General features: G+C 45.2%; 22 protein-coding genes and 1 tRNA gene. 15 read left to right on the forward strand and 8 right to left on the reverse strand.

Annotated features, from left to right (window positions below; genetic code table 11):
- Positions 1–5 precede the first annotated feature (5 nt).
- Genes pstA through LKO28_RS03990 form a run of 3 tightly spaced genes read right to left on the reverse strand, consistent with a single transcriptional unit; the run spans position 6 to position 2,614 of the window.
- Complete coding sequence (gene pstA, locus LKO28_RS03980; protein WP_262906005.1) at positions 6–869, reverse strand: phosphate ABC transporter permease PstA; 864 nt, start codon at positions 867–869, stop codon at positions 6–8.
- Positions 859–1,749 carry a phosphate ABC transporter permease subunit PstC gene (gene pstC / locus LKO28_RS03985; RefSeq protein WP_227693402.1) on the reverse strand — a complete coding sequence of 297 codons (891 nt, stop codon included), beginning with the start codon at positions 1,747–1,749 and terminating at the stop codon, positions 859–861. The genes pstA and pstC overlap by 11 nt, the downstream gene beginning before the upstream one ends.
- Complete coding sequence (locus LKO28_RS03990; protein WP_227693403.1) at positions 1,739–2,614, reverse strand: substrate-binding domain-containing protein; 876 nt, start codon at positions 2,612–2,614, stop codon at positions 1,739–1,741. Before LKO28_RS03990 ends, pstC begins: the two co-directional genes overlap by 11 nt.
- A 292-nt stretch (positions 2,615–2,906) precedes the next feature.
- Between LKO28_RS03990 and rpsL the strand changes: the two genes are divergently transcribed.
- The 4 genes from rpsL to rpsJ all read left to right on the forward strand — a co-directional run bounded on the left by rpsL (position 2,907) and on the right by rpsJ (position 6,401).
- Complete coding sequence (gene rpsL, locus LKO28_RS03995; protein ID WP_130140989.1) at positions 2,907–3,314, forward strand: 30S ribosomal protein S12; 408 nt, start codon at positions 2,907–2,909, stop codon at positions 3,312–3,314.
- 19 nt (positions 3,315–3,333) lie between these two features.
- Entirely contained in the window at positions 3,334–3,801 is a 468-nt protein-coding gene (gene rpsG / locus LKO28_RS04000) for a 30S ribosomal protein S7 (protein WP_227693404.1), read from the forward strand.
- A 103-nt stretch (positions 3,802–3,904) separates the two neighbouring features.
- Positions 3,905–6,028, forward strand: coding sequence for an elongation factor G (gene fusA / locus LKO28_RS04005; protein ID WP_227693405.1), 2,124 nt, complete (start codon positions 3,905–3,907; stop codon positions 6,026–6,028).
- A 67-nt stretch (positions 6,029–6,095) separates the two neighbouring features.
- A complete protein-coding gene (rpsJ, locus tag LKO28_RS04010; protein WP_002993539.1) occupies positions 6,096–6,401 on the forward strand; it encodes a 30S ribosomal protein S10 in 306 nt (101 codons plus the stop codon).
- A gap of 65 nt (positions 6,402–6,466) precedes the next feature.
- On the opposite strand, the gene LKO28_RS04015 is transcribed toward rpsJ, so the two are convergent.
- Positions 6,467–7,114: a porin family protein gene (locus tag LKO28_RS04015; RefSeq protein WP_227693406.1), complete on the reverse strand. Its 648-nt coding sequence runs from the start codon at positions 7,112–7,114 to the stop codon at positions 6,467–6,469.
- A gap of 191 nt (positions 7,115–7,305) precedes the next feature.
- On the opposite strand from LKO28_RS04015, the gene LKO28_RS04020 reads away from it, so the two are divergent.
- Together LKO28_RS04020 and LKO28_RS04025 are read left to right on the forward strand one after the other, a co-directional pair.
- Positions 7,306–7,376, forward strand: a tRNA-Cys gene (locus LKO28_RS04020).
- A gap of 26 nt (positions 7,377–7,402) precedes the next feature.
- Complete coding sequence (locus tag LKO28_RS04025) at positions 7,403–7,582, forward strand: spore protein (protein WP_227693407.1); 180 nt, start codon at positions 7,403–7,405, stop codon at positions 7,580–7,582.
- 82 nt (positions 7,583–7,664) lie between these two features.
- On the opposite strand, the gene LKO28_RS04030 is transcribed toward LKO28_RS04025, so the two are convergent.
- Both LKO28_RS04030 and surE read right to left on the reverse strand, forming a co-directional pair.
- Positions 7,665–8,687, reverse strand: coding sequence for an aldo/keto reductase (locus LKO28_RS04030; protein ID WP_227693408.1), 1,023 nt, complete (start codon positions 8,685–8,687; stop codon positions 7,665–7,667).
- Between the two features lie 82 nt (positions 8,688–8,769).
- Positions 8,770–9,495: a 5'/3'-nucleotidase SurE gene (surE, locus tag LKO28_RS04035; RefSeq protein WP_227693409.1), complete on the reverse strand. Its 726-nt coding sequence runs from the start codon at positions 9,493–9,495 to the stop codon at positions 8,770–8,772.
- A gap of 70 nt (positions 9,496–9,565) precedes the next feature.
- Here surE and LKO28_RS04040 point away from each other — a divergent pair, with 70 nt between their 5' ends.
- The 4 genes from LKO28_RS04040 to LKO28_RS04055 all read left to right on the forward strand — a co-directional run bounded on the left by LKO28_RS04040 (position 9,566) and on the right by LKO28_RS04055 (position 12,799).
- Positions 9,566–10,462, forward strand: coding sequence for a diacylglycerol/lipid kinase family protein (locus tag LKO28_RS04040; RefSeq protein ID WP_227693410.1), 897 nt, complete (start codon positions 9,566–9,568; stop codon positions 10,460–10,462).
- 252 nt (positions 10,463–10,714) lie between these two features.
- Positions 10,715–10,972: a SemiSWEET transporter gene (locus tag LKO28_RS04045; protein ID WP_227693411.1), complete on the forward strand. Its 258-nt coding sequence runs from the start codon at positions 10,715–10,717 to the stop codon at positions 10,970–10,972.
- 76 nt (positions 10,973–11,048) lie between these two features.
- Positions 11,049–11,654 (forward strand): hypothetical protein, encoded by a 606-nt coding sequence (locus tag LKO28_RS04050; protein WP_227693412.1) that lies wholly within the window; start codon positions 11,049–11,051, stop codon positions 11,652–11,654.
- 77 nt (positions 11,655–11,731) lie between these two features.
- Positions 11,732–12,799, forward strand: coding sequence for an AI-2E family transporter (locus LKO28_RS04055; protein ID WP_227693413.1), 1,068 nt, complete (start codon positions 11,732–11,734; stop codon positions 12,797–12,799).
- A gap of 22 nt (positions 12,800–12,821) precedes the next feature.
- On the opposite strand, the gene LKO28_RS04060 is transcribed toward LKO28_RS04055, so the two are convergent.
- Entirely contained in the window at positions 12,822–13,133 is a 312-nt protein-coding gene (locus tag LKO28_RS04060; RefSeq protein WP_227693414.1) for a hypothetical protein, read from the reverse strand.
- Between the two features lie 238 nt (positions 13,134–13,371).
- Between LKO28_RS04060 and LKO28_RS04065 the strand changes: the two genes are divergently transcribed.
- Together LKO28_RS04065 and LKO28_RS04070 are read left to right on the forward strand one after the other, a co-directional pair.
- Positions 13,372–13,932, forward strand: coding sequence for a type 1 glutamine amidotransferase domain-containing protein (locus LKO28_RS04065; RefSeq protein ID WP_227693415.1), 561 nt, complete (start codon positions 13,372–13,374; stop codon positions 13,930–13,932).
- Positions 13,933–14,291: 359 nt separating this feature from the next.
- On the forward strand, positions 14,292–14,735 hold the full coding sequence (locus LKO28_RS04070) for a hypothetical protein (RefSeq protein WP_227693416.1): 444 nt from the start codon (positions 14,292–14,294) through the stop codon (positions 14,733–14,735).
- A 6-nt stretch (positions 14,736–14,741) separates the two neighbouring features.
- Here LKO28_RS04070 and recN read toward each other — a convergent pair whose 3' ends face one another.
- Positions 14,742–16,403 carry a DNA repair protein RecN gene (gene recN, locus LKO28_RS04075; protein WP_227693417.1) on the reverse strand — a complete coding sequence of 554 codons (1,662 nt, stop codon included), beginning with the start codon at positions 16,401–16,403 and terminating at the stop codon, positions 14,742–14,744.
- Between the two features lie 376 nt (positions 16,404–16,779).
- On the opposite strand from recN, the gene LKO28_RS04080 reads away from it, so the two are divergent.
- From LKO28_RS04080 to LKO28_RS04090, 3 genes are read left to right on the forward strand one after another with little or no spacing between them, the layout of a single operon-like run.
- Entirely contained in the window at positions 16,780–17,412 is a 633-nt protein-coding gene (locus tag LKO28_RS04080; protein ID WP_227693541.1) for a SprT-like domain-containing protein, read from the forward strand.
- A 38-nt stretch (positions 17,413–17,450) separates the two neighbouring features.
- A complete protein-coding gene (locus LKO28_RS04085; RefSeq protein ID WP_227693418.1) occupies positions 17,451–19,115 on the forward strand; it encodes a M28 family metallopeptidase in 1,665 nt (554 codons plus the stop codon).
- A 47-nt stretch (positions 19,116–19,162) separates the two neighbouring features.
- A complete protein-coding gene (locus LKO28_RS04090; RefSeq protein ID WP_227693419.1) occupies positions 19,163–19,579 on the forward strand; it encodes a hypothetical protein in 417 nt (138 codons plus the stop codon).
- Positions 19,580–19,636: the final 57 nt, after the last annotated feature.

Raw genomic sequence — 19,636 nt, forward strand, 5'->3', positions numbered from 1 at the left:
GTAATTTACATCTCTGTTGCATTCTTTCTATATTTAAAGCGGATATAGAAAGCCGTTAAATTCATAAAGAACACCACAATAATTAACACCAACGCGGTTCCATAGGCGATCGGTCGCACCTCCTCGATCGACTGGTGCTGCGTCGATAACATATACAGGTGATAAGGCAAAGCCATAAACTCCTGATCAAGATAACCACTCGATTGATTAATATAGAATGCCGCACCTGTAAATAATATGGGAGCCGTTTCACCGGCAGCCCTTGATAAGGTGAGCACCACCCCCGTAAGTATACCTGGCATAGCCGAAGGTAAGACCACATCTTTAATCGTTTCGAACTTCGTAGCACCGACCGCTAAAGCTGCTTCCCGCGTACTGTTTGGTATCCGCATCAAAGCTTCTTCAGTGGTCGTAATGATATAAGGCAAGGAAAGCAAGCCCAGCGTTAATCCGGAGGCCAACAACGAAGTGCCAAGCTGAAGTGCCTGGACAAATAAGGCCAGTCCAAATAACCCATAAATGATGGAAGGAACCCCCGAGAGGTTACGGATAGAAGCCCGAATCGTGCGTGTTAACCAATTATCTTCCGCGTATTCATTGAGGTAGATAGCACAGCAAACGCCAAACGGAATAGCAAACAAGGCTGTCAAGAGGGTCAGCATAACCGTACCGACAATAGGCGTTAAAATCCCGCCTTTGGTCATCCCCTCGCTCGGGACTTTACTGATGAACTCCCAGGACAATTGCCCGGCGCCTTTAGAAACAATTTCCCAGATGACAACAACTAGAAAAAAACAGACTAACAGGGTACTGATCAACAGCGTTCCCCACTCAATAACAGTAGATATCTTTGAAGACTTAAGCAGCATGATATTTTCTAAAACGGTTAATAAAATATTCACCCAACATATTTGCCGCTAATGTCATTAAAAATAACACCGTGGCGATGGCATAAAGTGCAAAGTAATGCGTTGTTTGATAAGGCACCTCTCCCATTTCTATAGCAATTGTCGCCGTCATGGTTTTAACAGAGTCAAACATACCTGTCGGCAAAATTGAAGCATTTCCAGTAGCCATTAAAACCGTCATCGTCTCACCAATAGCACGCCCAACACCCAGCATAACCGCTGCAATAATCCCCGGCGCCGCCGCAGGTATAATCACTTTACGCAGCGTCTGCCACTTCGTGGCTCCTACCGCATAACTCGCTTCCTTATAGGTTCGGGGCACCGCATGAATCGCATCTTCCGCGATTGTAATAATTGTCGGCAGCGCCATAACCGCCAATAGAATAGCACCATTTAAAGCGTTGAGTCCGTTGGATAAGTCCGCCAAGCTCGCGATACCCGGGCTTACCACCACAATACCCAAGAAACCGATAACAACCGAAGGCACGGCCGCCAACATCTCTATCGCCGGTTTCAAAAAATTCTTCACCTTCGGCGAAGCGTATTCCGCAATATAAGCAGCGGTACCAATTCCGAGCGGAATAGCGATCAACATAGCGCCAAACGTCACCATCGTCGTACTTAGCACCAAAGGAAGCATACCATATTTTGGATTAGTAGCCGTGGGGCTCCACTCCATTCCGGTGATAAAGTCTAACGGCTTTACATCCATGAAGAACGAAAAGGAGTTGTACACCAGCATCGCTAGAATACCGCCCAATAAAAGCAAGACCAGAAATCCGGTTCCTTTAAATATAAACTTGAATACGATATCTAAAGATAAACGGGTTTTATATTTCATCCTGTTGATTATTTAATATGTAATATCCATGCTCTTCAATGAGCTTTCCACCTTTTGCACTCCGTTCAAATGCAATAAACGGGCGGACCTTCTCCCACGATTCCGCCAATACAAACTGGTACAGCGGACGTTGAAAAAAATAAATCCCCTGATTAATTGCTGCTTGATCCAATGGAGAAATCGCGATCTCTCCCTCCTTTTCAATAATCTTTAGCACCTTAATGCCCTGCGATGCAACCGGATCTTCCGCCACATAGCCAGCCCCCACATACCCTATCCCTGTACGATCCGCCTTAACCCCCTCAATAATTTGCGCATTTCCCGTCATCTCTTTAGCCGCATTTGTAAATTCAATAGCCAATTTTTTCTTTACAAACGAGTGCGTACCCGAACTGCTCTGGCGCCCATATATATTAATAGGGAAGTCCGCATCAATAATTTCCGACCAGTTGGCTATCTTCCCACTTAGAATCTCTCCCAAGGTCGCGATCGTCACTTCCTCAATAGGCAAATCCTTATGCACCACAAAAGCGGTCGCATCCTCCGCAAAGATGACCGTTTTTAATTCAATATTCTTATCCTTAAATTGCTGACGTTCTTTTTCCGATAGCGGGCGCGAAGAGTTCGCGATATCTGCCTGACCATTTAACAGGGAGGTTATCCCCAGTCCGGATCCGCCCCCCGAAATCGCAATACTGAAATTAGGATCTTGTTCCGTGAATTTTTCCGCTAAATTTACCGCGAGATTAACCTCCGTATCGGAGCCTTTCATTTTTATGGAGTTACCACTCCCACCGCAGGAAACCCCTATCCAGGGAATAAGCAAACCTATAAATGGAACCCATTTTATTAGTCTCTGTTTCATCGGCACAAAAATGAATAACTAATATTAACAAATTGTTAACCCTACATTACCGTCTTGGTGTATTCACCATCAGATGTAAATACAATGTAAAAATTCTATTAACTATATCCCCTAATTTCCCGTGTCATCCAGCTCCTGGCTCTATCTGAATTATTATCTACTAACACTAAAGCCACTCCACGATAAGTTGAGATATTTTTATACCGCAACTATTTAATATTCAAAACCGAATCGCTATCTTTGCGGACTTTAAAATTTTTTTTTAAACAAATTAAAAAACAAAAACAGGTAAATGCCTACTATTCAACAATTAGTTAGAAAAGGTAGAGTAGCTCTGGAAGACAAGAGTAAGTCTCCAGCGTTGGACTCATGTCCACAGCGAAGAGGTGTATGTACACGTGTATATACTACTACCCCTAAAAAACCAAACTCAGCAATGCGTAAAGTCGCTCGTGTACGTCTTACCAATGGTAAAGAGGTGAACGCCTACATCCCTGGTGAAGGTCACAACTTGCAGGAGCACTCTATCGTGTTAATCCGTGGCGGTCGTGTGAAAGACTTACCAGGTGTACGTTACCACATTATCCGTGGTGCTTTGGATACATCCGGTGTAAATGGTCGTAACCAACGTCGTTCTAAATACGGAACTAAGCGTCCTAAACCAGGACAAGCTGCAGCTCCAGCAAAAGGTAAAAAATAATTAAACGGAGGGAAAGAAAATGAGAAAATCAAAACCAAAAAAGAGAATCATTTTACCTGATCCAAAGTTTAATGACACTCAGGTAACACGTTTCGTAAACAACATGATGGTAGACGGTAAAAAATCTGTCGCTTATTCCATCTTTTACGACGCAGTAGAAATAGTAGAGCAAAAAACACAAGAGAACGGTCTAGAGACTTGGAAAAAAGCGTTAAACAACGTTATGCCAGCTGTAGAAGTTAAATCTCGTCGTGTAGGTGGTGCCAACTTCCAAGTTCCTATGGAGGTACGCCCAGAGCGTAAAATCGCTTTAGGTATGAAATGGTTAATTTCCTATTCTCGCAGACGTGGTGAAAAAACCATGCGTGAAAAATTAGCAGGAGAAATCATTTCCGCTTCTAAAGGTGAAGGTGCTGCTGTTAAGAAGAAAGAAGATACGCACAAAATGGCGGAAGCAAACAAAGCGTTCTCACACTTCAGATTCTAATATTGTGAAATTGATTACACAACGATAAAGGATTACACAGATGGATAATATTGAAGTCTGTGTGATCCTTTTTTGATCGGTGTAATTTTCATTTAATAACAACATGGCAAAAGATTTAAGTTTAGTAAGAAATATCGGTATCGCTGCACACATTGATGCTGGTAAAACAACAACAACAGAGCGTATTTTATTTTACTCTGGTGTTAACCATAAATTGGGTGAAACCCACGAAGGTTCAGCAACGACTGACTGGATGGCACAAGAGCAAGAGCGTGGTATTACCATTACCTCTTCTGCGGTTACTGTCTTCTGGAACTACCGTAACAAAAAATACCAAGTAAACGTTATCGATACACCAGGTCACGTAGACTTTACCGTAGAGGTAAACCGTTCCCTTCGTGTATTGGACGGATTGGTATTCTTATTCTCGGCGGTTGACGGGGTAGAGCCTCAATCCGAAACAAACTGGCGCTTAGCGGACAACTATAAAGTTCCACGCATCGGTTTCGTCAATAAAATGGACCGTTCTGGCGCTGACTTCTTAAAAGTTGTAAAACAGGTAAAAGAAATGTTAGGAACAGACGCTGTTCCTTTACAATTACCTATCGGTGCGGAAGATGATTTCGAAGGTGTAGTTGACTTGATCAACAACCGCGGTATCGTTTGGAATAAAGAAGATAAAGGGATGACCTTTACCGAAGTGCCTATTCCGGAAGATATGCTGGACGAAGTTGCAGAGTACCGGGAGAAATTATTGGAAGCGGTAGCATCGTACGACGAATCTTTGATGGAGAAATTCTTCGAAGATCCGAACTCTTTGACAGAACGCGAAATATTGAACGCCCTACGCGCAGCAGTATTAGATAATGCTTTCGTACCTATGGTATGTGGTTCATCATTCAAAAACAAGGGTGTACAAACCATGCTTGATTTCGTGATGGAGCTATTGCCTTCACCACTCGATCAAGAAGCTGTTCAAGGTACAGACCCTCGCAATGGCGAAGAGATCTCTCGTAAGCCATCCGAAGCAGAACCATTCGCAGCACTTGGATTTAAAATCGCGACAGACCCATTCGTAGGTCGTTTGTGTTTTATCCGTGTATATTCAGGCGTTCTAGAAGCAGGTTCTTACGTGCTGAACACCCGTTCAGGCAACAAAGAGCGTATCTCTCGTATCTTCCAGATGCATGCCAACAAACAAAACCCTATCGAGCGTATCGGTGCGGGTGATATTGGCGCAGTTGTCGGATTTAAAGATATCAAAACAGGAGATACCATCTCTGACGAGAAAAACCCGATCGTATTAGAGTCGATGACTTTCGCACAACCAGTAATTGGTTTAGCGATCGAGCCTAAAACACAAGCAGACGTTGATAAATTAGGTACTGCATTGGGTAAATTAGCGGAAGAAGACCCTACATTCGTTGTAAAATCAGACGAAGAAACTGGTCAAACTGTTATCTCTGGTATGGGTGAACTTCACTTAGATATCTTGATCGACCGTTTGAGACGTGAGTTCAAAGTTGAGGTTAACCAAGGCGCTCCACAGGTAGCTTACAAAGAGTCTATCAACGGAACTACTGAACACCGCGAAGTATACAAAAAACAATCCGGTGGTCGTGGTAAATTTGCGGACATCAAAGTGGTTGTTTCTCCAGCTGATGAAGACTTCGATACCACAAAATCACCGCTTCAATTCGTGAACGAGATCGTAGGTGGTGCTATTCCGAAAGAATATATTCCTTCCGTTCAAAAAGGATTTGAAGTATCGATGAACAATGGTGTATTAGCAGGCTACCCGCTTTCAGGCATGAAAGTTCGTTTGATAGACGGTTCCTTCCACGCAGTTGACTCCGATTCGTTATCCTTCGAATTAGCAGCGAAGATGGCCTACCGGAATGCTTTACCTAAATGTTCTCCTGTATTAATGGAGCCTATCATGAAGGTAGAAGTATTAACACCAGAAGAGAACATGGGTGATGTCATGGGTGACTTAAACCGTCGTCGTGGACAAATGCAAGGTCTAGATACACGTAACGGTGTACAAGTTATCAAAGCGATCGTACCTTTATCCGAGATGTTTGGTTACGTAACACAATTGCGTACAATCACTTCCGGTCGTGCGACCTCTACGATGGAGTTTGATCACTATGCAGAAGCACCTCGTAACGTACAGGACGATGTAATCGCTAAATCTAAAGGTAAGATCAAAGCGATCGAAGAATAATAATAACAATTTACCGACCACTGGTTGTGAATAGCTCTAATCGGTGGTCATATTTAAATACATAAAGATGAGCCAAAGAATCAGAATTAAATTGAAATCTTACGATTACAACTTAGTAGACAAATCCGCTGAGAAAATCGTAAAAACAGTAAAACCTACAGGTGCAGTTGTCAGCGGTCCTATTCCACTGCCTACAGAGAAAAAAATCTATACAGTTTTACGTTCACCACACGTTAACAAAAAAGCACGTGAGCAATTCCAATTGTGTGCTTACAAAAGATTGTTGGATATCTATTCTTCCAACTCTAAAACCGTTGACGCGTTAATGAAACTTGAATTGCCTTCAGGCGTTGAAGTGGAAATCAAAGTGTGATCGATTTCAATGAAACAAAAAAGGCAGTCCATTTGGACTGCCTTTTTCTTTTAAAGAACCTTTTGTTAGAACTGGTATCCTACACCGAACGATAGCACACGGTTCGAAAACTTGTTATCACTACTTCCCGTCGGGGACAAATTCGTTAAACCAAGTCCATACCCCGCGTTTACCAAAAACCCATTAGCAAGCTTATAACCTGCTAGGAAGTTTATCCCGAAGTCAAACGGCTTTTGGTGATCATCGGCATCACTACCGAACCGGATATCTTCTTCCGAACTACCCGTTGTTCCGAATATCGTTCCGCTCGCTTTGTTCTTACCACTCACTGAATAACCCACATAAGGACCAGCACCCAAAAATACCGATCCGGAATATCCTGTTGGGATGTAATACACGGCATTAACCGGAATCTCGATAGCCATTACATTCTGCGTTAACGTACCATCGGCGTTCTCGTCGCTCGCTTTGTATTTTGCACCTTTACCTTGCAAGGATACACCTGGCTGTACAGAAAATTGCGGTGCAACCGGAATATCCGCGTAACCCGTCACGTAAAACGAAGGGTTCATTTTAGCATAATCCTCATATGCAGCCGGTACGTTACTATACTTACCTAAGTTCACACCAGCTTTCAAACCCCATGACGTTTGAGCTTGTGCTCCTGCAGCTAATAAAACTGCTGCTCCTAATGAAAGTAAAATCTTTTTCATACTTTTTAAATTTGTTGTACCCTATCCATAACAATATTCAGACCAAAAATAACATCATCCCCCCGCGAACGTCTATTTAGCTCAATGTCAATAAACTATTGTTATTATCCTCGGTTTTTCCATTTTTACTTTTTATTTTATTGGATATATCAAAAGTAAGTTTTATTTTTGCATTCCCTTGAACGGGAAAGGGTCGGATGGCCGAGTGGCTAGGCTGAGGTCTGCAAAACCTCCTACAGCGGTTCGAATCCGCTTCCGACCTCGCTTTAAAAATAAAAAAATTGAACCATGGGAGTTACACGTTTAAAAAGAAAAGATAGAAGAAATAAAACTACTTCACGTATGGAAGTACAGTTTTTGAGTTTAGGACGCAATGTGGAATTGGGATCAAAAAGCAGAATGCCAAAAGATAGCCAAATCACAAAAAACAATGCGATTTTAGATCAACTAGCTGCAGAAGCAAAATAATAACGCTTTTCAGTCTATCACATACAAAAAGGAGAATACGATCGTGTATTCTCCTTTTTGTATTTTAATGCGCAAGTATTTGTTACCCAATCAACCCTTCTTCCCGCATTGCTTTCCAAAAGTCCGCCGGAACCGCTTTAGTCGCTATCGCCGCGTTAACCGGTACCTTTTCTGATTTCGTGGTATTTAAAGCGACGCTTCGGATCCCCGCAACGTTAAAGCTAAAATTGAAACAAGCCTCCGCCGGTAAGATGCCGAATTGCGCACATAGCGCCCAGAATTTATCACGCCAAGCATACAACTGCTTCCCTTCTTCAGCGTTTTTATCGACAAGTTGATAATTATAATAGTCGCTCCCCACCAGAAACCCGCCATTAAATACAGCCGAGTTAATTACCGCAATCCCATTTTCCGCTAGGTTGGCGATGAAACGCAACAACTCCTCAGGATGCTGGTGTACCGTCAAACTATTAGCGATCATCACCCAGTCGAGCGCAACATCGTTTGTAATGCGGCGGATAACCTTCCAATCTTTCGAACCGACCCCTATACCCAACACTTTCCCTTCCGCCTTGAGCTCTGCGAGAGCACGATAAGCGTCCAGCACGTCTTGATAGCGCTGTTCCTCCTCCTCTGGGTTAGTAGCCGCGGCCAAATATTCATCAGGATCGTGCACAGAGACCAATTGCGCGGTATAATCGCCTAGGAGCGCATTTCCCTGATGAAAGCAAGCAAGGATACCGTCATAGCTTATGCGTTGTTCTGCATCGTTTTTCAAGCCTTTCCAAACACCCGGCTCGAAAGTCGGTTCATCCGTCGTCAACGGCACCTGATACCAGCCCAATTTATTACTGATCAACACTTCTGATGGCGGAACGCCCAATTCCTGTAGACTTTTCCCGATCGCCTCAAGGGAGAGTCCCGCTCCATATTTGCCCGCCGTATCAAAAACCGGCTTGCCCGGCGCATGTGCTATACATGCTGCCACAATAGCCCGTTTTTCTTCAAATGGGAGCTCCACATATAAGTTTCCGAGTCCGCTCGTACCAAATACCACGGGAGGTAAGATTTGGCTCAGCAGAGTATTTCTAGTATTATTTTCCATGTACATTTCTTAAATCGAACGAATGGGTACAATAATATAGATAATTGTGGGAAACACCATTACTTTTTCGCATTATACCCTGCTAAAAAGGTAATTTCTCGCGCAGCATCGCTTCATCCGTTAAATCCAACCGCAGGGGCGTGACCGAAACCATGTTATTCTCTACCGCCCAGCGGTCTGTCCCCTCCTCGGCCGGCTCCAGTGGCGACACGGTAAACCAATAATGTTTCCGGCCCAAAGGATCCGTGCCGGGCACGATCGTACCATCATATAAACGCACAGATTGTCTCGTCCATACAATATCGGTAGGCCCTGGCGGCAAGTTGACGTTATAAAGCGCCAGTTCATCATTTTCTAATAATCCCTCCAGCGTTCGGCTGACATATCCCTCCAGATGATCAAAATCAGGTTCCTCCTTCCCCACTGGGGTACTCAAAGCGATTCCCTTCACACCAAACAATACGGCCTGCTTCGCAGCGGCCAACGTACCCGAATGCCACATCGAATTCCCTAAATTTGGTCCCATATTGATACCCGACAATACCACATCCACATTTTTCCACAGGTGCATCCCCATCGCTACACAATCCGCTGGTGTTCCGTTAACACGGTGGGCCTGTATATCCGGGAATTCAATAGGCGACCGCTTATAACTTAAGGGCCTTGAATGCGTTACCGCGTGCCCCATAGAAGACTGTTCCACATCGGGCGCCACCACACGCACCTCCCCAAAATTCTTGGCTACTTTTGCCAGGGCAGCGATTCCCGGACTGTATATGCCATCATCATTCGTAACTAAAATCCTCATAACACTTTATTTTTTCTTTAAATAAACAACAATTGACCCGATCAAAATGTTCTCCCTTTAAACAGCACACATGAAACGAACCCTTTTACTGCATAATCCTAACGCCGGAGACGCCGATCATTATTCGACGGATCTGATTACAGCCATCGAAAACGAAGGCTATGACTGCACCTACTATTCCATAAAAAAAGATGAGCAGTGGAAAGAAAAGCTAGGTGAAGCCGATCTTTTAGTCGTAGCCGGCGGCGACGGCACCGTACGAAAAGTTGTCAACGTACTTTTCGATCAGGGAATGGCTAATAAGCAAACGACGATGGCCTTACTACCAAGGGGTACGGCCAATAATCTATCGAAAACCTTGTCCATTGACAAAGACAGCAGCCTAGAGGAACAGGTACTACACTGGAAACGAGAAAAACGACAGCGGTTTGACCTAGGTGCCCTTTCCTACCTTGGCCATACCGATATTTTTTTAGAAGGTACGGGCTACGGCGTATTTCCGGCGCTCATCCAAACCATGGAAAACGTAGCGGTGGATCACCTCGGAGCCGAAGAACAGTTGCAATTGGCCTTAGAAAAACTCGCCCAGCTTATGCAAACCGCAACCGCCGAGGAATATCATATGGAGGTAGACGGTAAAACACACCAAGGCCGGTACCTACTGTTAGAAATCCTGAATATCCCCTTCATCGGTCCGAATCTCCAATTAGCACCCGGTGCTCAAATAGACGATGGTTACCTCGATCTGGTCACGATCCACGAGTCCGAACGAGACGCATTCATCACACACCTACACAAAATCATTCGGCAGGAAAAAACTACCTTTGATTTTCAAACCTTACGAGGCAAAAGCTTCACCATACAATCCGCAAATAAAAATATACACCTCGATGATCAATATCTCACCTTACCTACGGACAGCCTGACGATCACTTTACAGCAGCATGTCCTAGATTTTCTGGTCTAGAAACGGATTTATATCAAAAAAATGTCAATTCGACGCGAAATCCAATCAAGAAATGTTAAGAGGTGTTAAATATACATCTTGGTTATACTAAAGGCATATAAATTGGTGTTATACTAGTACTTCATAATTTAGGTTTATAATTGGTTAGTTAGTTTAAAAATCCTGAGATTCCCCGTCTCAGGATTTTTTTATGAATAAACTTCTCCCGACAAAACAATTTCAGGATGCTCGGCGTATTTTAATAAACAGCACATGGAAACAGTCATCGGCATTGCGGCGGGTATATTAACTTCCGTCTCCATGCTCCCACAATTGATAAAGATCCTAAAGGAAAAAGATGTAGCAAACATCTCGCCTTACATGATCAGTATTCTATTAACCGGTGTAGCGCTGTGGGTTGTTTACGGCCTTATGTTAAAAGAGTGGCCCATTATATTATCCAATGCGTTTTCTGTTTTTGTAAACGCTACCCTATTAGTCTGCTATTTTCTATTTAGAGAACGCACCTAATTCCTGGAGCTGATCTACATTCAATCGTATAGAAAGATAAAATAGACTTTATTCCTTTACCTAAAAGATAGCACATATGAAAAACCACATCCCAGAGCAAGTAACCGGCAAATCCTTGGACTGCTCCAAATCCTTAACCCTCTCCTCCCAGGAGGAGGCTAAACGTTTTTTTGAGCGTGTTAGAAGTAAATTATTAACGGTGAATCGTTGGAACGAAATCACGAACGCCCCATCGGCTACATTTACCATCGTAGATGCTTCAGGCAGTCCGCTCGACCGCACAGTTCAAAAAGGCGACACGATACGGATTGATATACCCGGACCCGGCCTCCCTTCTGCAGGCGGATACGATTGGGTATCCGTAGAAGATATTACCGAAGCTGTGGATAAGGAAGCTACACGAATACTTTTAACCCTTAGACCCTGTCCCGATCCTACCCAGGCTAACACCGATACCGCACACTTTTTCACCCAACTGGCGACCTCTTCTTTTTTAATCGAACAAAAAGGCAGGGTAATTTCTGTGCATTATGCAGGCCGAAACGAAATCATCAACACCAAAAACGCGTCTACCCTCGATAATTTGCGTAATTTTCTCGTGGGTGTGGGCGCTAAAATGGGCGCCTCGTTTCCCCAATGGAAAGCACTGGTAGAAGGGCTTGCCAACGCAGACAACCATTAATGATACGCGATAGCACAACTATTTGCCCCATTAATTGTTGTATTAGCAGGTTAAACCGAAATTTATTGTAAAACAACATGAATAAATCCGTTTCTAAGGTCGTACAGATTACCTTGACCATCGTGCTCATGGTTATTATTTTATACTATGGCAAAGGCATACTGGCTCCCTTGGCCATTGCTTGCATTTTAGCCATGTTGTTTGTCGCGCCCTCTAGCTGGATAGAAAAAAAAGGCCTGCCGCGCTGGGCAAGTGCCTTACTCGCGATTCTCTTCCTGATGTTCTGCATCGTAGGCATCGGCTTTCTTTTGAGCTGGCAACTGCAAAACTTTGCCGAGCAAACCAGCGCGCTGAAACAAAATCTATCGCAGATGCTAACAACTATACAGCATTGGATACAAGATCGGCTAAACATTAACCAAGCGGAACAGCAGGCCATTGCCGAGGAGCAGATGAAAGGCGAACCGGGAAGCGATTCAACCGTCAAACAAGTTGCATCGGGCACGCTGGGATTAGCCGTAGACTTCATTCTGGTATTGGTATACACCTATCTTTTACTCTTCTACCGCTCGCGGTTAAAAAACTTTTTGCTCACCATTACGCCTTCCGACGAGCAGGGGAAAACACTAGAAATGGCCGCTTCCGCCACGAAGGTGGCTGCAGGCTATGTCACCGGACTCGCAAAAATGATTGTGGTACTCTGGATACTCTATGGCATAGGATTTACGACGATCGGTGTAGAAAACGCTTTATTTTTTGCGGTCATCTGCGGCTTGCTAGAACTGGTACCCTTTATCGGGAACCTGACGGGAACAGCCATTACGATATTAGGCGTGACGGCTCAAGGCGGCGGAACCGACATGATTATCGGCGTGGCATTGATATACGGTTGTGTACAATTGGTCCAGACGTACTTGCTAGAGCCCTTGATCGTCGGGAACGAAGTCAATATTAATCCCCTGTTCACTATATTTAGCCTCGTAGCAGCCGAAGCCGTATGGGGTATCCCGGGAATGGTACTTGCGATTCCCGTTACCGGGATGATCAAAATTATCTGCGACCGCATCCCACGCCTAGAGCCCTACGGTTATTTGATCGGCACCGAGAAAAAACCTAAGAAAGTCTGGTGGAAACGTAAACGCTAGGCGCCGATGCTACTTTTCGAGCCTAACCGATAAAAGGCAGGCTATCTTGACTTTCATAGTATTGCGATGACCACTCGTATACCTTTTGATGAACGGCATAGAGGTTTCTCACCTGGGCTTCCAGGCGGCGAAAACTTTCCTGCTCATTCGCCTGATGCGCCGTTTTATGATCCTGCCCGCCAATCATCATATAGGATTTCCCGCCCTGTTCTACCCGCCGGAAGTAATGAAACGGATCGCTCATATCGTAAACCAACCCATCTAGCAAAGTCACCTGATCCTCGAGTTCCCATACCTGTATATAACTTCTATACGGCGTTAAACGGAAACTCATCAGTTGCACACCTGCAGGGGTATGCGCGTCGTAAAGTACGAAAACCGCCGCTAAAGATGGAATGTCCGACGAACCGGAGTTGTTTGGAAAAGGAGATAAACAGGTAAAATTACGCTACACCAGTAATTTTCGGAAGGAGGCCGGCTACATGTATTTCGGATTTTTTAGAACCAGATCCGATCTCAATTGTTCTATGATCGAAAGCATAAGAGGCGAAAAAAATAAAAAAACATATACTATGGGAAAACTAAATGGAAAAAGAATCGCCATACTTACAGAAGATGGTTTCGAACAAGTGGAATTGACCAGTCCAAAAGATGCCTTAAAAAATGAAGGTGCACAGGTCGACATCGTTTCGCCGCAAGAAAAAGCCGTGCGTTCAAAAAAAGGCGACGATTGGGCGGAAGATTATCCGGTAGATACACCATTAAGCCAAGCACGGGTGGACGACTACGACGGTCTCTTGATTCCAGGCGGGGTGATTAATCCGGACAAACTGCGCACCAATGAAAGAGCACTTTCTTTCGTACGCGAATTCTTCGCAGCGGGTAAACCGGTGGCGGCCATTTGTCACGGACCGCAGGTATTGATTGATGCGGAAGTCGTAGAAGGTCGGAAACTCACCTCCGTGGCTGCAATAAAAAAGGATCTGATCAATGCAAAAGCTCTTTGGGAAGATACCGAAGTAGTCACCGATCAGGGGCTCGTGACAAGCCGCACACCAGACGACCTGCCTGCTTTTAATCGGAAAATTGTAGAAGAATACGCGGAAGGAAAACATACTGGACAACGTGTTTAATGCTGCGGAAGCAACTATTTTTTAACGAAAACACAACAAAAAGGAGAACAACAAATGTTCTCCTTCTTTTTTGCGGTTTATGATGGATGATAAACTGATTATTATATCTCAAGAACAGTAGATTTTCTGCTACAAAAATGGGCTCTATAGGAAAAAAATAAGGAAACATGGGGTCTATACGTGCAAACTTTTTCGCACAAAGGCATTTTCTTCTTGCATTTTTAGTCACCTTGACGCAAAAAACGTAGAAAAAATGCGTTTAAATAACGACAAAGCAGTTTTCAAGGTGAGCGAACACTTACCGTTACGTATACGTGATGAGAAAAAACGTATACGTAATCAGGCATTTCTTATACGTAATGACAGGAAAGTTATACCCGATCTTGCAAAAGTTAGGCGAGATGACCGATCAACGCTACGGTATTGCATATAAGTTATGCGTCATGTCGGGGAAGCTATACCGAATGCGTCGTAAGATATACGCGATGAGGAATACCGTATATAATAAGAGACGTTCCGTCGACGTGACGCGTCATATCGAATACGGGATAGCGCGCCACCGCTATCCGATGGTGGAAAAAGAATACCGAAAGGGACGAAGGTTATACGGATTGGCGATCTGCGTATACCGTCACAGGCAGAACGTCTTGGGTTTGTGCGTCCTCCCCTGCCTTTCCAACGTATACCTATTCCACTTAAGCAAGCTGGTATACAGACATTTTGTTCTCCTACCTATTCGCATCTGCCCGGCTATCATAGACATCAGAAAAATTCCACTAGACGATAAGAAATCTATCGTCTAGTGGCGTTTACCTTGCAAGCAGCTCTTTTGCATGTTGCAAAGCGGATGCGCCCGGATGAGCACCGCTGAGCATCTGGGCAACTTCCAGCACCCGCGCTTCTTTCTCCAACGGACGAATGTCGGTCTTGGTTTTATCCCCTTCGTCTTGCTTAAACACTTTGAAGTGGGTCTGCCCTTTGGACGCAATCTGGGGCAAATGCGTAATAGCAAGCACCTGCATGTTGCTGGCTAGGCGTTCCATGATCTCGCCTACTTTCAGCGCCACCTCGCCCGAGATACCCGTATCGATCTCATCAAAAATAATGGTCGGCAACGCTGAAGTCTGGGCCACGAGCGATTTAACCGCTAGCATCACACGCGATAACTCTCCTCCCGAAGCTACCCGGTGTATGGGTTGCAGCGGCTGTCCTTTATTCGCCGAGAACAAAAATTGCACAGCATCCGCCCCCGTAGTTTTATACTGATCCACCTCCAACAAAGACAATTCTATTTTCAACTGGGCGTTGGGCATCCCCACATCGGCAAGCACCTCTTGCACATAAGCTTCCACCTGCCCGATAGCTTGCTGCCGGGTATCATGGAGCTGTTTGGCGTTATCGGCCAGCAAGTCCAAACTTCGGGCTACCGCTTGGGTTAGCGCTCCGAGTTCCTCGTCCTGATTGGCCAACATCGACAGCTTTTGCTCCAGTTCATCCCGTAACTGAATAAGGTCGCTCACCGAATCGGCACGGTGCTTCTGCTGCAAATTATACAGCAGGCTCAAACGCTCGTTGACCTGCATTAACCGGCCTTCATCCATAAAAACCGCTTGTTCGTGGGCTTCTACTTCGTCCGCAATATCTTTTACTTCAATCCAGGCACTTTGTAAACGCATCGCTATTTCTTCTACCGCGGGCAGGTAACGCTGTACGGCCTGCAACTGTTGCAAGGCTTCTTTTAACGCACCAGTGGCCGACGGCTCATTTTCGCGCAGTAAATAGCCCGCCGCGAGCAGCCCTTTCTTTATTTCTTCGGCGTTTTCCAGCTGAGCAAGCTCAGCTTCCAGCGCTTCCTGCTCGTTATCCTGCAACTGGGCCTGCGCCAGTTCATCAAACTGAAACTGGTTAAAATCCTGCGTCGCACGGGCATTGGCAATCTCCTCTTTTATGTGGTTCAACGACGCTACTTGTTGTTTGTAATGCTGCAAGGCCTCTTGATATGCCTGCCGGATAGGTTGGTTTTTCGCAATGCTATCCAGTATCATGAGCTGAAAACGCTCGGTATTCAGCTGCAAAGTAGCGTGCTGCGAATGGATATCGATCAATTGTTCACCCAACAGCTTTAGGGTGTTCAGCGTGACGGGCGAATCGTTCACAAAAGCACGTGATTTCCCATCGACGGCTATCTCCCGCCGGATAATGGTTTCGGCATCGTACTCCAACTCGTAGGCATCAAAAAATGGCTGTAGGCCATAAGCAGCTATGCTAAAAAAGCCTTCGATCACACACTTTTGATCATCCCGAAAGAAATGTTTTCCTTCTGCACGATTGCCCAGAATAAGCCCCAGTGCGCCCATCATAATGGATTTACCTGCTCCTGTTTCGCCCGTAATCATGTTTAACCCGGCATCGAATTGAATATCCAGATGCTCCATCAGGGCATAATTCTTAATAAAAAGTCTATTTAGCATGGCTTCTCGTTCGTGCTATCAAAGATAATAATTTGTTATTTGTTTCTATAAGCAACTTTTTTTAGAAAAAAGTTGCGCAAAAAAGCGTCGCTTCGGATGTTTTACAGGAGGGATAGTACAAAGGACGAATGTGTACAGTTGTAAAACATCCGGAGGCGACCAGGAAGGGTAAGGATGGGATCGTGCAATTCTAACACTCCTTCACTTCGTTTTTAATGTGAAGACCGCCTCAATTTTTTCAGCGGCGAGCGTTATGGACAAGTGTCTGTTTTGGCGCCATGAGATCCATTCGGTCGGCTTTGGTGTTTTTTCGCAAAGAAAAAGAACATCAAAAAGTTGCACAAGAAGAAATATAAAATCAATATGTTTGCAACACATGTCCGATTTTTCGAAACAACTGCGTCGATATATGCCGGAGGCCGCGGCTCCGATCATCTCTACATGGATCAACGATACGGGGTGTCAATTTCGGATTTCACGCAGCCGCACCACCAAACTCGGCGACTATCGGGCTCCTTTTCGCGGCCAGCCGCATAAGATATCGGTCAATCACGATCTTAATCCTTACGCCTTTTTAATCACAACGATACACGAATTTGCGCATCTAAAAACCTGGCAACAGCACAAACACCAGGTAAAGCCCCATGGCATCGAATGGAAACGGCATTATAAACAGCTGATGGATCCTTTTCTAAAACTGGCTATTTTCCCGGCGGATGTCCGGCAGGCGATTGAACAGTATATGGCCAATCCGGCAGCCTCTAGCTGTACCGACTTGCACCTCTACCGTACCTTGCGAAAACACGACAAAAATGCCGCCGAAACCCACACGATAGAGTCCATTCCGGCCAATAGTATTTTTGCTTTACCCAACGGACGCCAGTTCCAAAAAGGAGAAAAGCGCCGAAAACGGTATACCTGCGTGGAGCTGCACACCCAGCGCACTTATCTTATCCATCCAATCGCAGAGGTGATTTTGATTGCGGAAGCGGCCGGTATTAAAAAATAATCTCGTAATTTTAACCACGCATAATCTTTCTACACAATATGACGATAAAAAATTTAGTTCTTATTCCGGCGCTCGCAGGCGTTTTTCTATCTTGTCAGCAAGGCAACTCCAACCAACACCAAACGGACGGATTGGATTCTGCTGCGTTGGCCGCGATTGATGAAGACACCTATAAGGCGCACGTCGTGAAGCTCTCGTCGGACGAGTTTCTGGGCCGCAAACCATTCACCAAGGGCGATACGCTCACGGTAGCATACATCGAACAGCAGTTTAAAGCATTAGGCTTACAACCGGGTAATGGGGATTCTTATTTTCAAGAGGTCCCGCTGGTAGAGATCGCCTCCGAGCCAAAAAACAAGGTATTAACCTTTAAAAGCGCAACGGGTTCCCTATCGGCACAGCATCTGGATGATTATGTGATCGGAAGCCGACGCCTACAAGACCAAATTGATGTCGCGGAGTCGGAGCTGGTGTTCGTGGGCTTCGGCATCGTGGCACCGGAGTTCGGCTGGGATGATTATGCCGGTCTGGACGTGCAGGGAAAAACCGTGGTAGCCATGGTGAGCGACCCAGGCCGCTACGATAAAAATTTGTTTAAGGCAGATACCATGACCTACTATGGTCGTTGGAAATATAAATACGAGGAGGCTGCGCGGCAAGGCGCCACGGGTGTCCTGTTGATTCACGAAACGGAAGCGGCGAGCTATGGCTGGAACGTGGTACGCTCCGGATGGTCGGGACCGCAGCTGGATTTAATTGCTGAAGATGACGGCGCATCGTTCACGGCTTTTGAAGGTTGGATTTCGAACAAAACCGCACATAAACTTTTCCAACTGGCAGGCGTATCGCCCGAGGTCATGGAAGAGGCGAAGAAACCAGGCTTCAAAGCTAAGCCTTTGCAGGTAACCACCTCGGTAGGCATCCGCAATACCTTTCGGAAATCTACTTCCAATAACGTGATCGCCAAGCTTGAAGGCACGACACGCCCCGATGAGACTATTATCTACACCGCCCACTGGGATCACTTAGGCGTGGGGGAGCCGGTGGATGGCGACAGCATTTACAACGGCGCCATCGATAATGCAGCCGGTGTTGCGGCCTTATTCGAAATCGCGAAGGCTTTTCAGGCCGCGAAGGTACAGCCCGAGCGCTCCATCCTATTTGTAGCCCTCACGGCCGAAGAGGAAGGTTTGCTCGGTTCAGCCTATTACGCGCAACACCCCCTATACCCTTTAAACAAAACGGTCGCGAACCTCAACATGGACGCTTTTAGCCCAATCGGCGCTACAAAGGATGTGTCTATAGTCGGTATCGGGCAAACGGAAATTGAAGACTATGTAGAACGTTCGGCAGCCAAATTTGGCCGGGTGGTGAAGGGCGAAAGTGACCCTACTTCCGGGGGGTTCTACCGTTCGGATCATTTCAACTTTGTAAAAGCAGGCATTCCGGGGCTATTTATGGGTGCCGGCACGGAGGCGCTGTCCACCGATACGGCAGATGTGGCCCGTCGCAAAGCTGCGCTGGATGGCCGCTATCATACTGTAACAGATGAAGTAGACGAAAATTGGGATTTTGGTGGCATTATCGAAGATATACGTTTATTTTTCGACATCGGCTACACCCTGAGTCTGGAAGACACCTTTCCGAACTTCAAAACGAAATCAGAATTTAAGAGCCTGGGCGACAAACGTCTGGGGTTGTAAGTGCAATTAGAGAGAACAATTAAATAAAAACAAACATGTTAACAGGAATGAAACATTTACATTCGACGCTAGCCATTGTACTTTTGCTGGCATTGGTCGTTGCCATCGTGATCACCTTGGCAAATTATTCAGGAAAAAAACCGTATAACCGCAAAATTGCTTTATTGGGTCTTATTGCGACACACCTTCAATTCCTTGTGGGACTGATCATTTATTTCGTATCTCCCCTGGGTATACAATCTTTTTCTGGCGAAAATATGGGGAACAGCTTATCGCGTCTCTATTTCTTAGAACACCCGCTCATGATGTTACTTGGTGTGGTGTTGATCACCATTGGTTATTCTAAAGCAAAAAGACAAACCGATAGCCAAAAGGCGAATAAATTGGTGCTGACTTTTTATATTATCGGCCTCATTTTTATTCTTTCGCGTATCCCCTGGAGTACTTGGTCACTCTTTGCATAACACGAAAAACAAAAGCCCGGATAAAATTTATCCGGGCTTTTTTATGCATTGATGGAA

The sequence above is a fragment of the Sphingobacterium sp. FBM7-1 genome (genome assembly GCF_020687765.1).
Taxonomy (GTDB): domain Bacteria; phylum Bacteroidota; class Bacteroidia; order Sphingobacteriales; family Sphingobacteriaceae; genus Sphingobacterium.

Bases quoted from the DNA above. Each gene is read 5' to 3' on its own strand.
- LKO28_RS04030 (WP_227693408.1), bottom strand. From the start codon at position 8,687: ATGGAAAATAATACTAGAAATACTCTGCTGAGCCAAATCTTACCTCCC.
- LKO28_RS04040 (WP_227693410.1), top strand. From the start codon at position 9,566: ATGAAACGAACCCTTTTACTGCATAATCCTAACGCCGGAGACGCCGAT.
- recN (WP_227693417.1), bottom strand. From the start codon at position 16,403: ATGCTAAATAGACTTTTTATTAAGAATTATGCCCTGATGGAGCATCTG.
- rpsG (WP_227693404.1), top strand. From the start codon at position 3,334: ATGAGAAAATCAAAACCAAAAAAGAGAATCATTTTACCTGATCCAAAG.
- LKO28_RS04085 (WP_227693418.1), top strand. From the start codon at position 17,451: ATGACGATAAAAAATTTAGTTCTTATTCCGGCGCTCGCAGGCGTTTTT.
- LKO28_RS04045 (WP_227693411.1), top strand. From the start codon at position 10,715: ATGGAAACAGTCATCGGCATTGCGGCGGGTATATTAACTTCCGTCTCC.
- rpsJ (WP_002993539.1), top strand. From the start codon at position 6,096: ATGAGCCAAAGAATCAGAATTAAATTGAAATCTTACGATTACAACTTA.
- fusA (WP_227693405.1), top strand. From the start codon at position 3,905: ATGGCAAAAGATTTAAGTTTAGTAAGAAATATCGGTATCGCTGCACAC.
- LKO28_RS04015 (WP_227693406.1), bottom strand. From the start codon at position 7,114: ATGAAAAAGATTTTACTTTCATTAGGAGCAGCAGTTTTATTAGCTGCA.
- LKO28_RS04055 (WP_227693413.1), top strand. From the start codon at position 11,732: ATGAATAAATCCGTTTCTAAGGTCGTACAGATTACCTTGACCATCGTG.
- rpsL (WP_130140989.1), top strand. From the start codon at position 2,907: ATGCCTACTATTCAACAATTAGTTAGAAAAGGTAGAGTAGCTCTGGAA.
- LKO28_RS04050 (WP_227693412.1), top strand. From the start codon at position 11,049: ATGAAAAACCACATCCCAGAGCAAGTAACCGGCAAATCCTTGGACTGC.
- LKO28_RS04080 (WP_227693541.1), top strand. From the start codon at position 16,780: ATGTCCGATTTTTCGAAACAACTGCGTCGATATATGCCGGAGGCCGCG.
- pstC (WP_227693402.1), bottom strand. From the start codon at position 1,749: ATGAAATATAAAACCCGTTTATCTTTAGATATCGTATTCAAGTTTATA.
- LKO28_RS04060 (WP_227693414.1), bottom strand. From the start codon at position 13,133: ATGAGTTTCCGTTTAACGCCGTATAGAAGTTATATACAGGTATGGGAA.
- LKO28_RS04065 (WP_227693415.1), top strand. From the start codon at position 13,372: ATGGGAAAACTAAATGGAAAAAGAATCGCCATACTTACAGAAGATGGT.
- surE (WP_227693409.1), bottom strand. From the start codon at position 9,495: ATGAGGATTTTAGTTACGAATGATGATGGCATATACAGTCCGGGAATC.
- LKO28_RS04070 (WP_227693416.1), top strand. From the start codon at position 14,292: ATGACAGGAAAGTTATACCCGATCTTGCAAAAGTTAGGCGAGATGACC.
- LKO28_RS04025 (WP_227693407.1), top strand. From the start codon at position 7,403: ATGGGAGTTACACGTTTAAAAAGAAAAGATAGAAGAAATAAAACTACT.
- pstA (WP_262906005.1), bottom strand. From the start codon at position 869: ATGCTGCTTAAGTCTTCAAAGATATCTACTGTTATTGAGTGGGGAACG.
- LKO28_RS04090 (WP_227693419.1), top strand. From the start codon at position 19,163: ATGAAACATTTACATTCGACGCTAGCCATTGTACTTTTGCTGGCATTG.
- LKO28_RS03990 (WP_227693403.1), bottom strand. From the start codon at position 2,614: ATGAAACAGAGACTAATAAAATGGGTTCCATTTATAGGTTTGCTTATT.